The sequence below is a fragment of the Prolixibacter sp. NT017 genome, assembly GCF_009617875.1.
Classification (GTDB): domain Bacteria; phylum Bacteroidota; class Bacteroidia; order Bacteroidales; family Prolixibacteraceae; genus Prolixibacter.
The window spans coordinates 623,262-639,352 of the sequence record NZ_BLAV01000001.1 but is presented as its reverse complement, the minus strand read 5'-3'; the positions used below and the strand labels follow the sequence as shown (position 1 = coordinate 639,352).

Here is a 16,091-nt window from a genome sequence, read left to right as displayed (position 1 = left end):
TTCGTGGAAAGATATACACCACAAAAAGTCATACTTATGAAAAATCCAATTGTATCCGTTATTCTATTTGCCATCGTCGGCTTGATACTGGGTTACCTGATTTTTGGACGGATTTCAGGGGAATATGTCGACATCAGCACCATATTCCACGGTTCATCAGGTGCGCTGGAGTCGTTTGGCCGCAAACTGGCCGGAATTACCAAAATGCGCCAGAACATCCTTATTTCGGGTGGCGTTGGAGCAGTTGTCGGATACATCGTTTACCTGATTCGCAAGAAGTAAATTTGCTGATAGTCGTTGGCAAAAAATAAAATTACCAACCGCCCTGAAGACCTTCCTTCAGGGCTTTTTGATATTGTTCCAGATTGAATTTGTACAAATACGGCGCTTTATGTGCACCACCTTTACGACGCTCATCCAATCTGTCAAGAATGCCGTAAGCCAGCATTCTTCGCTGAAAGTTTCTCCGGTCGAGCGTTTTGCCCAGAATGGTTTCATACAACTTTTGCAGCTCCGGCATGGTGAATTTTTCAGGAAGAAGATTATATCCAATAGGCAGGTAATTCAACTGCCGCCGCATGGTTTCCAGGGCTGCACCGATAATTTCATTGTGGTCGAGTATCAATTCACCGACGTTATCAAGGTCGAACCATTCACAAGCTTCACTGTCCCATCCTTCTGCAGGAATAGCTTTCTCATAGTCAACCAACGCATAAAACCCAACGGAAATAAATCGCTTTGTCAGCCAGTTATTCTCCTCAACCACGATTCCTTCACTACGCATCAGCTCTAAAAACTTCTCGGTATTGGAGCGATGAATGTCGCTAAACACATGAAACTGGCGCAGAAAGATATCATTCAGCCCGGTTCGTTCATTCAACACACGGTCGGCAGCTTCTTCCATGGTTTCTTTTTTTAAAACGAAACCCCCGGGCAATGCCCACCGATCGTCATGACGGATTTTCAACAGGAGAACTTTCAACTGGTTGGCATGAAATCCAAAAATGACACAATCGAGTGAAATATGCGCCATGAAGTGCTCATCTCCCCGATTGATAAACTCGTGCATTTCCTGTTTTTGCTCCATCATGAAAATTTTACTGCAAATAAAATCAATTTTTTGTTTCAGTTTCAAATGAAAATAAATATCATTGTGTCAGTAAAACACATTGGTAAATGTAGACATTTTCTGAATCACGAAAAAGTCCGTATTTTAAACAAAGCTAACCAACAGATATACAACCAACCGGAAAGCTTTATCCTGAAATAGAAATTTGGTGTTTTACTGAGAACTGGTAAAAATAAAACGACCTGAAGAAGCTTGTTTAAAACAATAAAACCGGATTTAATTAAGAACCTATGAAACAATTTCGCAAACATTTGCTCCTCGGAGCACTATTTCTAATGTTCTCATCTCACTGGGCAACAGCCCAGGAACCGAAGTTGGGTGAAGCCTCGATTTCGAAAGTAATTTCGGCTATGACACTGCAACAAAAAGCCGAATTGGTCATCGGTACCGGAATGCATTTCGAAATTCCCGATTCTATCAAAGCCAAACTGCCCGGAGGAGGCGCCAATTCACCTTTTTTCCAGGCTCCTGATACAACACTGGGAAAGGCCTACAACGAAATGCTGGAGAAACTGCAGAAGATAGTTCCCGGTGCTGCCGGACATACAGCCATGTTCCCCGAGTTCAATATATCAACAATGGTTTTGACCGACGGTCCTGCCGGGCTGCGTATTCAGCCAAAGCGAAAAGGCACCGATCAAACTTTTTATTGCACCGCTTTCCCGATTGCAACCTTACTGGCATCTACCTGGGACAAAGACCTGGTGACCAAAGTAGGTGAAGCCATGGGCAATGAGGTATTGGAATACGGTTCCGACGTGCTGCTGGCACCCGGAATGAACATTCAACGTAACCCACTGTGTGGTCGTAACTTTGAGTATTACTCAGAAGATCCGTTTGTAACCGGACAAATGGCAGCTGCTATGGTGAAGGGTATCCAGTCGGAAGGCGTGGGTACATCCATCAAACACTTTGTGGCCAACAACCAGGAAACCAACCGTCTTTCGGTAAACACCATCGTCAGCGAGCGGGCACTTCGCGAAATCTATCTCGAAGGATTCCGGATTGCCGTCGAAGAAGCCAATCCATGGACGGTGATGTCATCATACAACAAAGTGAACGGAACGTACACGTCCGAAAGTGGTGACCTGCTGACCAAAATCCTGCGCGACGATTGGGGATTCAAAGGTTATGTGATGACAGACTGGACCGGTGGAAGCGATGTGATTGCTCAGATGGAAGCCGGCAACGATTTGATTATGCCTGGAAATACCAAACAGATTCATGAAATCATCGACGCTGTAAAATCAGGTAAGCTGGCCGAAAAAATACTCGACAGAAACATCGCCCGCATCCTGAAAGTATTAATGATGTCGCCCGATTACAAAGGATTCCATCATACCGATAAACCGGATCTGAAAGCACACGCTGCCATCACCCGCCGGGCTGCTACCGACGGAATGGTGCTACTGAAAAACGATAATTCTGCACTTCCCCTACCGGGAAATGTGAAAAAGATAGCTGCTTTTGGAAATACTTCTTATGAAATGATTACCGGTGGAACGGGAAGTGGTGACGTAAACGAAGCATATACCATTTCGCTGACCGACGGTCTGAAAAACGATGGTTACACAACCGATGCGTCGTTGAAAGGTACTTATGAATCTTACATTAAGGACGAAAGAGCTCATCAGCCAAAACCGAAGAATATTCTGGCTGCTATGATGGGTGCCAAGATGCCGGTTGCAGAAATGAATGTAACTCCGGAGCTGGCAAAAGAGATGGCTGCCAAAACCGATGTGGCTTTGATTACCATTGGACGTAACTCAGGCGAAGGTAGTGACCGCTCTGCTGGTCCCGGTGATTTTGAGTTGACAAACACCGAAAAAGCGATGATTAAAAACGTGACCGACGCTTATCATGCTGCCGGCAAAAAAACCATCGTTATTCTAAATATTGGTGGCGTAATCGAAACAGCCAGCTGGCGAGACATTCCGGACGCCATTCTGTTAGCATGGCAACCTGGACAGGAATCCGGTAATTCTATCGCCGATGTTCTGAGTGGAAAAGCCAATCCATCCGGAAAACTCGCTGTTACTTTCCCGATGAAATATTCCGATGTTCCTTCATCTGACAATTTCCCGGGCCATGCAGTGAAGACTGACAAACCGATGGACGACAAAGCCGATGGTTCAGGTTTCTCTTTCATGCGCCGCGTTCCGTGGGAAGTGACTTATCACGATGGCATTTATGTGGGCTATCGTTATTATGATGCATTCAACGTAAAACCGGCCTATGAATTCGGTTACGGACTTTCATATACAAACTTCGAATACAGCAACCTAAAACTGAGCTCTGATAAATTCGATGGTTCGCTGACCATTACCATGAATGTGAAAAATATCGGAAAAGTAGCCGGACAGGAAGCCGTTCAGCTTTATGTTAGTACCCCGAAAGGGTCCATTAATAAGCCGGTTAAAGAATTGAAGGATTTCGGTAAAACGAAATCGCTGAAACCGGGCGAATCGCAAACACTCACCTTCAAACTCAGCCCAAGAAGCCTGGCATCATTCCACACCGATTCGTCGGAATGGATTGCCGATGCCGGAACGTATAAAGTAGAAGTTGGTGCTTCGTCGCGGGATATTCGTTTGAACGGAACCTTCGACCTTGACAAGGAACTGATGGTGAAAAAGGTGAACAAGGCATTAGCTCCGGCAGCACCTGTTAAGGAAATTCAACCCAGGTAAGTTTTAGGTAAAGCGATTAGTAATAAAAAGGTGTTTCCCTGCGTATCTCTTGCCAGGGAATACCTTTTCTCCAAATGCTTAAAGAGAAAATTTTTGATTTTCATTGATTAACAAATACAAGGAAGAAGTTTTAGACAACTCGATTTTTTCACTTTTTGATTGACTGTTAATTTACATTTGAAGTGTAAAAAAAGCGCCTCTGAGCAGGGCGCTTTTTTCATTTGTATGATTATATGTGTTCTCAATCAAGATTCTCCCGGATGGCTTTATTGATTTTTTGCAAATCATCTAAGGTCAAAGTGAAACTGCAGGCTTCTGCATTCTCACGAGCTTGCTTGTCGCTCTTCGCTCCCACCAAAACTGAAGTGATTCCCAACTGACTAAATGTCCAGTTAATGGCCACCTGTGCAACGGTTTTGTTATGCTCCCGGGCAACTGACTTCAAAACCTTGATGACCTTTTGCACTTTCGACCATTCCGGTTCCTGGTAGTAGTTATAAAACTTGTCCCGGAAATCACCTTCTTTGAAAGTAGGAATCTCTTTAAATTTTCCGGTCAGCAGGCCCCCTGCCAATGTTCCGTACGAAATAATTCCCAATCCGTTTTCCTGGCAATAGGAAACCACATCTTTCTCTATGCTCCTCTCGAGCATAGAGTACTGAGGCTGCAGGCTAACGAGCGGAGTAATCTTTCTGACCTCATCCATCTGCTCAGGCGTAAAGTTGGAAACACCCAAATAACGGAATTTCCCCGCTTTTTTGATTTTCTCAATCGCCTCCAGCGTATCTTCAATCGGGGTATCGGGATCAGGCCAGTGTAGTTGGTACAAATCGATGTAGTCGGTATTCAGGCGACGAAGCGAATCATCAATCTCTTTCATGACCGATTCCGGCTTCAGGTTTTTGACGAAATCATCTTTCGTTCGAACGATTCCGCATTTGGTCGCCACCACCACCTGGTCGCGATAGCCTTTAATGGCTTTTCCAACCACCTCTTCTGCGTGACCGGCTCCATACGCAGGAGCTGTGTCAATCAAATTAATTCCCGCATCTATTCCGGCCCGAAGCGCATATATCGATTCACTGTCATCGACATGGCCGAAAAAATCGTTTCCCATGGCCCATGTTCCCAGCCCAACGGCAGTAACACTCAAGTCCGTGTTATGAATTCTTCGTATGAACATAATAACATTTTAATTTTTCCACTGCATCGTGCACACAAACAATGGATCAGCTTAATTTGCATGCGCTGCAACGTAATATGAAGTTTCAATTTAAGCTAAACTCAGAACGTATAACTGAAGTCAACGGTTCAGCCGCAATGGCTAAGAAGTCAGGACGAAGGTCCGGACAAAAGGAAATCAGGTTGTTGGTAGCATTCTTCCCAAAAGGGAGATTAAAGATAAAAAGTCGTGGCATTCCTCCCAAAAGAATTCCCGTTCACTCCGGGAAAATAGTTCCCGGAAGCCTTATCTTTATCAGAGCATAAAGTTAATTAACCTAAGGCCATTACAAAATGGTCTACTGAATTCAAACCACTAAACAAACTTCATCGATGAAAAAAATGCTTCTTCTTCTCGTCCTGTTGACTGGAATTAGTATTACAGGACACACACAGGACTCATCGGAGGAAATCGTTCCTTTTATGCCGGAATTAATGGCCCGTTTCCCTAATGTTCGTGATGTAGCCATTTCTCCCGACGGCTCCGAAATCTATTTCTCGGTTTCTTCCTTCCGGAAGGAATTTTATGCCATCATCGTCATTAAAAAGGATGGTGATGAGTGGAGCGAACCGGTCGTTGCTCCATTCTCAGGTCAGTACAACGATTTGGAGCCAGCCTTTTCACCCGATGGACTAAAGCTCTTTTTTGCCTCACAACGTCCGCTGCATGATACCATCAACGAGCCTAAGGACTGGGATATATGGTATGTCGAACGAAAAAGCCCGGATGCTGAATGGTCGGCACCAATCAATCCGGGTGCGCCCCTCAATTCCGACGGAAACGAGTTTTACCCTTCGGTAACGAACAAGGGCGATGTATATTTTACAACCACACCGAACGAAAATACCGACAAGGAAGATATTTTTGTCAGTCGTTACAGCAAGAAAGGCTTTTCCCGGCCCGTTGCACTTCCGGCCGAAGTAAACACTGATGGTTACGAATTCAACGCGTTCATCGCTCCCGACGAATCCTACCTGATTTTTTCGTCTTTTGGAAGGGAAGATGACAACGGCGGCGGCGATCTGTACATCGCTTTCCGCGGAAGCGATGGAAAATGGCAGCCTGCACAAAACATGGGGCCAGAAATTAACAGCGAACAGCTCGATTATTGTCCGTTTGTCGATGGCCATACACAAACTTTATATTTCACGAGTGAAAGCAGCAATGTCCGGAAATATTTCGACCGGCCACAGACGCTGGAAGCGCTTGAAGACGAGTTCTATCAGTTCGAAAACGGGTTGAGCCGGATTTACCAAATGCCATTTTCGGTAGAAGATTACCAAACAAAAACCGAGTAAAAACGGTATAAATTGAAAACCGCGGGACTGTTATTAAAATCCCGGCAGGAATGAAACTTAGAAATGAAGAACATTAAAGTAATTGCCTTTGACGGCGACGACACCCTGTGGGTGAATGAACCGTATTACCAGGAAACAGAAACACAATTTTGCAACTTATTAACGGCTTACCTTCCGGAAGAGGAAACTCGAAAAGTCCTATTCCAAACCGAAATAGAAAACCTCCCGCTTTATGGTTACGGAGCCAAAGGATTTACCCTTTCGATGATGGAAACAGCCCTGAAAATATCGGAAAACCGATTGGAACCATCCGTTCTGCAAGAAATCATCCGCTTGGGAAAAACACTGCTCGATAAGCCAATTGAACTGCTCGACGGCGTTCAGTCCGTTCTTGCCTCGCTTCAAAACCGATATAAACTCGTATTGGCTACCAAAGGCGATTTGCTCGACCAGGAGCGAAAGCTGTTCAAATCCGGCTTAAATCCGTTTTTTCACCACATCGAAATTATGAGCAACAAGAAAGAAGATGACTACGAAAAGTTGCTTCACCATCTCGATATCGAACCGGAAGAGTTTTTGATGGTAGGCAATTCCCTGCCTTCCGATATCATTCCTGTCGTCAAACTCGGCGGATTTGGAATCCACGTGCCCTATCACACGACGTGGCAACACGAGGAGGTTGCCAGGCACAACCTGGATACAAAATACTACCGTGAAATCGAAAAGCTCAGTGAAATCCCGGAACTTTTAAGCCATGAATAAAATTGATCTCTCCAACTGGAACCGGCGCGAACATTTCGCCTTTTTCAGTCAGTTCGATGAACCCTTCTTCAGCATCGTTAGCGAAGTCGATTGCACCGTTGCCTACCGGAAAGCGAAAGAGCACGGCATTCCGTTTTTCGTCTGGTACCTCTATCAATCGCTTCAGGCCGCCAACCTGACAGAGCCTTTCCGCTACCGGATTATTGACGGCGAGGTGGTTATTCTTGATGAAGTCCATGCCTCCTCAACCGTTGCCCGCGACGACCACACATTCGGCTTTACCTTCATGCCCTACCGGGAAGATCTGAAAGCCTTTGTTGCCGAAGCCTTACCCGAAATCGAACGGGTTCAACAACTGGAAGGAATTTGCTTTGATGAGCAAACCAGTCGCATCGACGTCATTCACTATTCGTCGATACCGTGGATCAACTTTACGGCATTAACCCACGCCCGTCACAATGCGCGAAAAGATTCTGTTCCGAAAATCTCATTCGGTCAGTATCGTGAAAAAAATGGCAAATTGCTGATGCCGGTGTCGATATCCGTACACCATGGACTGATGGACGGCTATCACGTTGGACAGTTTTTGGAGAAATTTCAGGAACTACTTGAATCATAGGAGATGGAAAATTGCATATTACAAGGTGATACTGAACAAAGATTTCATTTTTCGGTTTTAATCCGAAAGCATCGAATCCGGATGCAGAATGAAGACAGTATGTAACCTATAAACGAATGACCATGCAAACCATTTTAGGCGCAGGAGGTGCCATTGGCATTGACCTCGCGAAAGAACTTTTGGCTTACACCGACAAAATCCGGTTGGTAAGCCGGAACCCGGTAAGAGTGAATGCCGGAGACGAGCTTTTCCCGGCCGATTTGACCAAAGCCGAAAGCATCGATGAAGCAGTGAAAGGCTCCGACGTTGTTTACCTCGTAGTCGGATTTCCGTACGACATCAAGGTATGGCGTAGAGTATGGCCACAAGTTATGACCGACGTGATTGCCGCCTGCAAGAAACACAATGCCAAACTGGTTTTCTTCGATAATATCTACATGTATGACCGGGATGCATTGGGCTACATGACTGAAGAAACTCCCATCCGGCCAACCAGTAAGAAAGGGGAGATTCGCCGCCAGATTGCCCAGCAATTGCAGGATGAAACGGCCTCCGGTGGACTCACCGCCCTCATCGCGCGTTCGGCCGATTTCCTTGGATTGACCAACAGCGTTCCGGTCGAGATGGTGTATAAAAACCTGGCCAAAGGGAAAAAGGCACAATGGTTGGCCGATGCCAACAAAGTGCATCAATATACATTCGTTCCCGATGCAGCCAAAGCGACCGCGATGCTCGGCAATGCCCCCGATGTATGGAACCAGGTCTGGCATTTACCCACCGATCATTCCCGGTTAACCGGAAAAGACTGGATTGGGCTTTTTGCCAAAGCGCTGAACACTGAGCCTAAGTTTACCGTCGTTCCCGGTTGGATGCTGGGAGTCATTGGACTTTTCATGCCCATCATGCGGGAGCTGAAAGAGATGAACTACCAGAACGATCGCGACTATGTTTTCGACAGCACCAAATTCGAGCAACGTTTTGGCTTTACGCCTACCCAACCGGAAGATGCCGTAAAATATGTGGTCGGGAAATTAAAAGAGCTGGAAAGCTAAGTGAGTATTTGAGGTATTGTTAACCTATCGTCATGAAGCCGGGCCGCTGACAAAACAATCGCCGCCACCTTGAAAAAATTCCTAAATTTGCTCAGCTAAAAATTAAAAACACACACAAATGATTTACCTGGCATCTGACCACGCAGGATTCGAGCTAAAAAAACAGATCGGCGAGTTCCTGAAAGAGATGAACCTTGATTTTGAAGATGTGGGTCCACACACCTATGACGCACAGGATGATTACCCCGATTTCATTATTCCGGCAGCCGAGAAAGTAGCCGAAAAACCATTGGAAAACAAAGGCATTGTGCTGGGTGGTTCCGGTCAGGGCGAAGCACTGGCGGCCAACAAAGTAAAAGGCGTACGGGCAGCGCTTTATTACGGCGGTTCAACCGACATCATCACCTTGTCGCGCGTGCACAACAACGCCAACGTACTCTCACTTGGAGCCCGTTTTCTGACAATGGACGAAATCAAAGAAGTCATCAAACTCTGGCTGGCAACCGATTTTACCGAAGAAGAGCGCCATGCAAGACGGTTGGACAAAATTCTCGACTACGAGATGAAGAAATAAGTCGGTTCAAAATAGTTGGATATAGGCTAAAAAGGCTTCCTGTTAACGGGAAGCTTTTTTTTCAGCAGGAAGGCGCAAAGTCATCCGGGAATAGGACAAAAGCAGTGTGCGTTTCGCAAAAAAGAATGTAACCAAAGCATCGTTCAAGCGGGAAGCGATACCGGGTCGTTTCGACCGCCTAACGTTCCCGCGGTGGGGTGTCGTGCGGTTGACTGTCCCACGAAGTGGAGACTGTCAAGCCGAAAACGACAGCATACGGAATAAGATTTTGCCAGTTAAAAAGAAACCGCATGCACTATGACCGTGTGTTGTGCTTTCGTGCTTTTTCAATTAATTTTATTTTTTCTCTAAATTCTTTGCTGTTGTGAGGCGGAGTGTCTTCATAGGTTATATAACCTTCGTCATTCCCGCAAAATTCTTTGATTTCCTTAAAAATCTTGTCTTCAATCTCCGTGTTGGGATATTTTGTCTCACAAAAAATTCCCATGATTACATAGCCATCGTCTGTGAAGAAAATCTCAGCTCCCCTTAATTCTGATTTTATAGGGTTTGCCCAATATAGGCTGTGTTTAATTGATTTATTCTCAACTAAGAATTTTACAGCTTCATGAGCTGTTTTGAAATTCTCAACAGGGTTGTTCTCATATTGAGGAACTTCATATTCGTCTGCCGTCTCTCTTCTTTCCGGAACGAAATGGTCAAGGAATTCTTTAATAAAAGATTCAGTCCTTTTATCAGTTAATGCATAACAGTCCGCAAAATATCCTTCGTATTCGTCCATTAATTTTTCTTTTTTTTCTAATGCCGCACAACGGTCACTTGTAAGTTGTCGGGGCGTTCCGACGCTTCGGCCCCGAATTTTCGGGGGAAGAGCGTTCCCGTCCGAAGGACACGGAACTGCGAAACGAGCCCCGACCAATCGGGGCGCAGTTGGCATACCACCAACCCCCCCTGCAATATGTACCGTGTTAGCGTTAGTTTTTTATTTCTTTAAATTCTGTCAATTTAATTAATGGTTTATTTTCATGGTCAAAATGACAGTCAAATCTGAACTGGAATAATTTTGACTCAACCTCGTAATTCTGATAATAGGAAAATTTATCTATATCCTCGTAATTCCTATTGGAATAGAAAATCATGTAACGCAGTATTTTTTTCTCTTCTTCTGTTAGTTTCTCTTGGTTTTTAAAAATGTATCTAATCAATGATTTTTTGGGAACTTTAGGAAGTTCATTATGAATATTCCAACTATAACTATTTTTTAAATGAATCCAAGTACTATCAGATTTAAAGTAAATCCTCACATTACTTGAATCAACAATTTGGGTTGTTTTCGAATTCAATGAATCAATGATATTCGCATTTATTTTAGGATTGCATCTTATACTTATCATCTGACTATTTAACTCCAGAAAAACGCTCAAATCTCTATCGTGTTTATAATCTTTGAAAACCAATGCGTTTTTTCCCTCGATAGGTTTTGCATTCTGTCCCATCGCAACATATCCAAGTGAAAGTATTATTATAAATATGATTGATTTCATTGACATAAAAACTCTGTTGTTTTCAGTTAAAATTACCGCCAACGGTCACTTGCAAGTTGTCGTTGCGTTCCGATGCCTCGGAATCAAAGAGCGTCTGTGTCCGGTAGGACATGACGGTCAAGAAAGGAGCAGAGACAACACACACCACTGCACCCGCAATGCAATTTGCAATATGTTAGGCAACGTAATTTATTCTCATCATATATTATATCTGTCATAGAATGTACTCAATTCTCCAAATATAAAATCCTTTTTATCAATCGTTCCGAATGTACAGAAACCTAGTATGTTGTAGTTCAATTCAAAACTTTTCCCAAATGTTGATGAAAACTCCTTAAAAAAGTCTTTAAATTCTTTGAATTTTATCAAGTCAACATGCCACAAAACCGGCTGAAAAAATAATTTATCATTAGCCTCTGATAAATCAATTCCTACAGTTTCCTTCTCTATTTTCTCTTTCATCTTTCCAAACAAAAATATTTTTAAGTTATTTAAAGTCTGAAAATCATCTTTAATATGAATATTGACTACTTCTATTAAAATCTCTTTATTTTGAGGCGTTCGAAAAAGAAAATCTTTTGGTTTTGCAGATGGAAAACAGATTTTGTCTTCAATTCTAATTAATTCATATCCATAGTCTGTCAATTTTTTCAGAACTGCCAATTCTCCAATCGGATTGAGATAATTTAAGTCTTTAAAATTTGTTATTTTACCGATTAAAATTTCTCTAAATTTCCGTTTCTCTTTTGATATTTTCTGTAAGTTTTTAGCTAAAAATTCGCAATATCTTAGAAAGTAGATTGGAAATTGTTCTCCACTCTCTGCGTGTAATAACAATCCAACTATATTTGCTTCAGTCGCAATACCCAACTTTAAATGATTGGCCTCAAAATCATAATCAAGTCCTTTCCAATCAATTTTTGCTTTTTTTGTTAAAGCATAAATTGTCGGGCAATGTTTTTCAAATAATATTTCTGAGCGATATTGTTCCATTTTATGTTGCCTAACGGTTGGTACATGTTGTCGGGGCGGATTTCGGAGAGCGTTCCTGTCCGAAGGACACGGAACTGCGAAACGAGAATCCGCAGTTGGCGTACCACCGAACCCCGCCCTGCAATATGTACTGTGTTAGCGGTTCGGGCTTTTTATTTTGTTGTCTTGAATACATTGTCAATGATAGTTTCTATTGCTTTTTTTGTTTTTGGAACGTTGTCAATATTTAAATAATCACTAAGTCTGTAAGCAATTGTTTCAGGACTTGGATTGTCAATTAGACTTGGGTTCAATCGTCGTAGCCAAAGGGATTGGTTTAACCGTTCTCCAACTGTTGTGCAATAAATTAAACTGTCAAGTGCTATCAAACTGAGTGGTCGCCCGATTGTCAACCATTTATTTGCCCTTTCCCAAGTAAACTTTGAACTTGCAGCAAGTTGTCCCCAGGTTGAAGAAATATTTTTGATTCTCTCACTTACTTTCTCAATCCAATCAAGTGACTTGTCGCTTTGGAAGTAGAGAAGTGCAGAAACGTTTTCAGATAAAAATTTGTCGTTGCCGCTTTCAAGTTCTCTTGTAAGAATTTTAAATGCTTCGTCTGAATCCAAACACTTTGTTATCGGTTCTGCAAATATTTGAAGTTCATTTTCTCGTCTGTTTTCCCATTCCTCCTTTATCCATTCTTCTGCTTTCCTCCCAATTACCTTTCCAGCTATTTCATAGGCTTTGTAATTGATAGCACGATTATAATCTACCTTTTCGTGAAGTCTTTTTAAAACTTCCAACTTGTCAAACTTTTGAAGCTCTATTAAAACAAAATTGTCCGTAAAATACTGAACAAATGCAAAGTCAATAAGTCTGTTTAAGTCACTTTTGATTTGTTGAAAGTCTGGAAACGGAAATTTATCAGCATCGATTACTTCAATTTCTGATTGCATTGCTTCTCCAGTGTCATAATCGTAAAAGTCATCGTGCAGATAGTAGCCGTGCCCATGAATTGCAGTTAAATTGAAAAACTCCAAAGGTCTTAACGCTTTGTTTAACAGTCTGTCGTGGCAAGACAAACACAAACGATAAGGATTTTGTCCTTCGTCAAAAAGTTCTTCAACTTCAATTTCTCTTATATTACAACTTTCACATTTCATTGTTTGTGTCGTCTTTCAGCCTGACCGCTAACGGTCACTTGCAAGTTGTCGTTGCGGATTTCGAAGAGCGTCAGTGTCCGCCAGGACATGACGTTCAAGAAAGGAGCAGAGACAACGCACACCACTGCACCCGCAATGCAATTTGCAATTTGTTGTAGCACGTTTTTTATTCAATTTTATAAAATCTTTTTTCGTAATAATATTCGTTTTTGCTATTATCAATCAAATGTTTGCCTCTGATTTTCCACACTTCATTCTCAAAATATTCATACATATTGTCAACAGGAAAGTCAACCGAAACTATCTTGAAATAGTCATTTGGCGAATCGGAAATCACAATGTCTTTGAGACCGATAAAGCTTATCTTGATGCTGTCATATTCTTGTTTAGGAAAAGTCATCAATCCATTTGCGTCTGAAATAGATTTAAATATTGTGTCAGTATCATAGAACATCAGTCCATTAGCACCAATTAATGCCGTAGAATCTGAGAAATACAATTGAAATTCGATTTTTGACGAATTATTGATTTTTTTGTCAAGTAGATAGAAATTTGGGGTTGCGTCTTTTATTCGATGGAAGTCACTATTTAGAATTAAACTATTTCCATTAAAGTTCCATTTCCCAGTTTCTTTTCCAAAAAGCCCGCCTATTTGCCAATTATAAACAAAGTTTGAATCTTGTTTCAAAATAATCGATGAGCCCCACTCAAATCCCCCTTTAGTCCTGTAACGACCAGAGATGGTTTGAAAATTATAAACTGTACAAGAAGTCAGTAATAGAATCAATGATATTTTGACGATTTGCTTCACTCAGTTTTTGGTTTTTCAAAATGTGCTACAACTAGCTTACATGTCTACTAAAACTACCATATATTTCCCGTACAGGAGTGTTATGTGTACCTTTTGTATTTTATATTTCCGGTTCTGGTTGACAACGGCTACTTGTTCGTTCGGTTTTCATGTTGTTGGTTCATTTGGTTCCTCAAGGTAAAAAAATCTCCCAAAAACTCATTCTCACCTTCTTCAGTGAGTCCTGTTTTTGGGGCTCCCAAATTTCCGTTCGCATACCAGATCGATACGTTCACCATAAAAAAACGACCGTTCGTCAAAAAAATTGGGTGGGCTAACTTTTTCTATTTAAATTCAATTCACGGTTTTCGACAGACAGATTAATCAGCAAAAATTTTGTGGGGAATGAGACGAGAGATGGAAAAACCGTCACCGCGTTCATTGACCAAATCAGCTTGTTGTATTCACACACTGCTGAACAATTCGCTGTAGCTGCCGATGGCATGTTAGCACGTTAACTGAGGAATCTGGCTTCAGCCAGGCTATTCGTCTGCGTTAAACGGAGCATCTGGCTCCAGCCAGCCTGTCCGTCCAAATTTTTTGGTGTGTCTGGCGCGAGCCAGCCTGTTCATCAAAATTAATCGGAGTACCTGTCGCCGGCCAGCCTCTTCATTTAAGATTTTCGGACTATCTGGCGCGGGCCAGGCGGTTCATTTGCGTCACGCGATGTAGCTGGCTCCAGCCAGGTTGTTTATCTGGATTAAACGAAGTGTCTGGCCTCAGCCAGGGAATTCATTTGAATCACACGGGGCGTCTGGGTAGCGCCATGCAGTTCAACGCGGTATGGCAGGGTACACCGGAAATTGATAGCTGTTACCGCCATACCAAATGAAGACTAATTAACAAACCACTAATAAAATCAATACTTATGGAAAGACCTGCGTTTTATCAACTCACCCAGGATGATGTTTATACATTTACCGATCGTTTTTTAGCATTGCAGAAGAATGCCACTTCAGAAACACTGGATTTATCACTCATTATTAGTCCGCTGGATAGCATCTTTCAACGGTACGAATTAGTTCTCCGCAAGGAGCGAAAGAGTGAATATACCGTTAAGTTAGCTGCAGCCGACGAGGTGCGCGACCGGGCCTACCTGGCGTTGCGCCATTACCTGGTGGCCTGCTCGTATGCCAGTTTGGAGGGGTATGCTGCCGCCGCCGATACCCTGCTGAGTATTTTCAAACGGCTGGGCTGGTCAATGCACAGTTTAGGATACCAGAACGAATCGTCGCGGCTGGGGAACCTGATAGCCGAACTGCAGCAGGAGGGAAATGCTGCATTGCTGACCACAGTTGAAGCAACGGCCTGGTTGGAACGTTTGATGACGGCAGCCGACGCATTTGAGGCAATGTACCAGCAGAAACTGACCGCAGAGGCCGCCGATCATACCACTTCGGCGTACCGGTTGCGGAAGGTTCTGCAACAACAAATCGAAATGAACTTGTCGTGGATGGAAGTGCAGCAACAGTTCAACAAATCGGACGAACTGGCCACCCTCATCGGGCAAGTAAACGAGTTAACAGCAAATACCATGACCACCGCCCGGGCCAACAGCACCCGGAAGTCGTCGGTGGAAGAAGAATAATTGTTTTATTGGTTATCATTTTTGTTACTCATGCTTGTAGTTACATTTTTGGTTTAGTCGCCGGGCAAATGTCCGGCGGCTTTTTTTTTATTCTCCCCTGTAGGTGGTTGGAAACCCCGACATTGATTCGCTTTGGAGCAGATGCGTTGAATTGATTTTTATTGCCCCATCCGGGGAGGAGATCGGTCGCGAAGAGGGTGTACGAAAAGTCCAAAGAGCATTTTCAGAACTGGCAAATTGTAAGTACAGCTTAATTTGCTCACCCCTAAATCCCCTGAAGGGGACTTTAAGCCGCCCCTTTAGGGGAGGTTTGGAGGGGTGAAACGGAAGGCCCGATTACAATCTGTAAGCTTCAAATCTTGCTGTGGTACTTTTCGTACGCCCTCTTTTTGTACGGCCTGAAAGGCCAGGTTACTTCAGCCCGGTGGCAACGCCCCGGGAAAACGTGATGCAATATAGAGGCGTGGTCGCGCGAGGGTGTTGATTGAAAAGGGGATATTGTTTCGACCGCAATGGAGCGGAGCATTTCAAAAAAGATAAATTTCATGTTAACCTGCCCTTACAGGGCGACGGTCATTTCGTGGGCTACTATCCCAAGGCGGTGCCATTGGGCTGAATTAAACTG

The 16,091-nt window shown here is 43.3% G+C and carries 15 protein-coding genes; 8 read left to right on the top strand and 7 right to left on the bottom strand.

What is annotated here, in order from left to right; genetic code table 11:
• Positions 1-36 precede the first annotated feature (36 nt).
• The gene (locus tag GJU87_RS02515; RefSeq protein ID WP_153638062.1) at positions 37-282 is read left to right on the top strand and encodes a hypothetical protein; all 246 of its coding nucleotides are present in this window, start codon (positions 37-39) and stop codon (positions 280-282) included.
• Between the two features lie 31 nt (positions 283-313).
• Here the strand turns inward: GJU87_RS02515 and GJU87_RS02510 are convergent, their stop codons facing one another.
• Entirely contained in the window at positions 314-1,090 is a 777-nt protein-coding gene (locus tag GJU87_RS02510; RefSeq protein WP_228491829.1) for an NUDIX domain-containing protein, read from the bottom strand.
• Positions 1,091-1,359: 269 nt separating this feature from the next.
• Between GJU87_RS02510 and GJU87_RS02505 the strand changes: the two genes are divergently transcribed.
• The gene (locus GJU87_RS02505; protein WP_194831421.1) at positions 1,360-3,819 is read left to right on the top strand and encodes a glycoside hydrolase family 3 C-terminal domain-containing protein; all 2,460 of its coding nucleotides are present in this window, start codon (positions 1,360-1,362) and stop codon (positions 3,817-3,819) included.
• A gap of 241 nt (positions 3,820-4,060) precedes the next feature.
• Here GJU87_RS02505 and GJU87_RS02500 read toward each other — a convergent pair whose 3' ends face one another.
• Complete coding sequence (locus GJU87_RS02500; protein WP_153638061.1) at positions 4,061-5,002, bottom strand: aldo/keto reductase; 942 nt, start codon at positions 5,000-5,002, stop codon at positions 4,061-4,063.
• A 371-nt stretch (positions 5,003-5,373) separates the two neighbouring features.
• Here GJU87_RS02500 and GJU87_RS02495 point away from each other — a divergent pair, with 371 nt between their 5' ends.
• The 5 genes from GJU87_RS02495 to GJU87_RS02475 all read left to right on the top strand — a co-directional run bounded on the left by GJU87_RS02495 (position 5,374) and on the right by GJU87_RS02475 (position 9,346).
• Positions 5,374-6,339, top strand: coding sequence for a PD40 domain-containing protein (locus GJU87_RS02495; RefSeq protein ID WP_153638060.1), 966 nt, complete (start codon positions 5,374-5,376; stop codon positions 6,337-6,339).
• Positions 6,340-6,402: 63 nt separating this feature from the next.
• Positions 6,403-7,101 (top strand): HAD family hydrolase, encoded by a 699-nt coding sequence (locus GJU87_RS02490; protein WP_153638059.1) that lies wholly within the window; start codon positions 6,403-6,405, stop codon positions 7,099-7,101.
• Positions 7,094-7,720 carry a chloramphenicol acetyltransferase gene (locus GJU87_RS02485; RefSeq protein WP_153638058.1) on the top strand — a complete coding sequence of 209 codons (627 nt, stop codon included), beginning with the start codon at positions 7,094-7,096 and terminating at the stop codon, positions 7,718-7,720. Before GJU87_RS02490 ends, GJU87_RS02485 begins: the two co-directional genes overlap by 8 nt.
• A gap of 122 nt (positions 7,721-7,842) precedes the next feature.
• On the top strand, positions 7,843-8,772 hold the full coding sequence (locus GJU87_RS02480) for an NAD-dependent epimerase/dehydratase family protein (protein WP_153638057.1): 930 nt from the start codon (positions 7,843-7,845) through the stop codon (positions 8,770-8,772).
• Positions 8,773-8,890: 118 nt separating this feature from the next.
• Complete coding sequence (locus tag GJU87_RS02475) at positions 8,891-9,346, top strand: RpiB/LacA/LacB family sugar-phosphate isomerase (RefSeq protein WP_106542248.1); 456 nt, start codon at positions 8,891-8,893, stop codon at positions 9,344-9,346.
• Positions 9,347-9,641: 295 nt separating this feature from the next.
• Here the strand turns inward: GJU87_RS02475 and GJU87_RS02470 are convergent, their stop codons facing one another.
• The 5 genes from GJU87_RS02470 to GJU87_RS02450 form a co-directional block, all read right to left on the bottom strand.
• Positions 9,642-10,127 carry a hypothetical protein gene (locus GJU87_RS02470; protein WP_153638056.1) on the bottom strand — a complete coding sequence of 162 codons (486 nt, stop codon included), beginning with the start codon at positions 10,125-10,127 and terminating at the stop codon, positions 9,642-9,644.
• Positions 10,128-10,320: 193 nt separating this feature from the next.
• A complete protein-coding gene (locus GJU87_RS02465) occupies positions 10,321-10,890 on the bottom strand; it encodes a hypothetical protein (RefSeq protein ID WP_153638055.1) in 570 nt (189 codons plus the stop codon).
• Between the two features lie 198 nt (positions 10,891-11,088).
• Positions 11,089-11,883: a hypothetical protein gene (locus GJU87_RS02460; RefSeq protein WP_153638054.1), complete on the bottom strand. Its 795-nt coding sequence runs from the start codon at positions 11,881-11,883 to the stop codon at positions 11,089-11,091.
• Between the two features lie 152 nt (positions 11,884-12,035).
• Positions 12,036-13,028: a hypothetical protein gene (locus GJU87_RS02455; RefSeq protein WP_153638053.1), complete on the bottom strand. Its 993-nt coding sequence runs from the start codon at positions 13,026-13,028 to the stop codon at positions 12,036-12,038.
• A 166-nt stretch (positions 13,029-13,194) separates the two neighbouring features.
• Positions 13,195-13,839, bottom strand: coding sequence for a hypothetical protein (locus GJU87_RS02450; protein WP_153638052.1), 645 nt, complete (start codon positions 13,837-13,839; stop codon positions 13,195-13,197).
• Between the two features lie 907 nt (positions 13,840-14,746).
• On the opposite strand from GJU87_RS02450, the gene GJU87_RS02445 reads away from it, so the two are divergent.
• Complete coding sequence (locus tag GJU87_RS02445; RefSeq protein ID WP_153638051.1) at positions 14,747-15,466, top strand: DUF6261 family protein; 720 nt, start codon at positions 14,747-14,749, stop codon at positions 15,464-15,466.
• Positions 15,467-16,091: the final 625 nt, after the last annotated feature.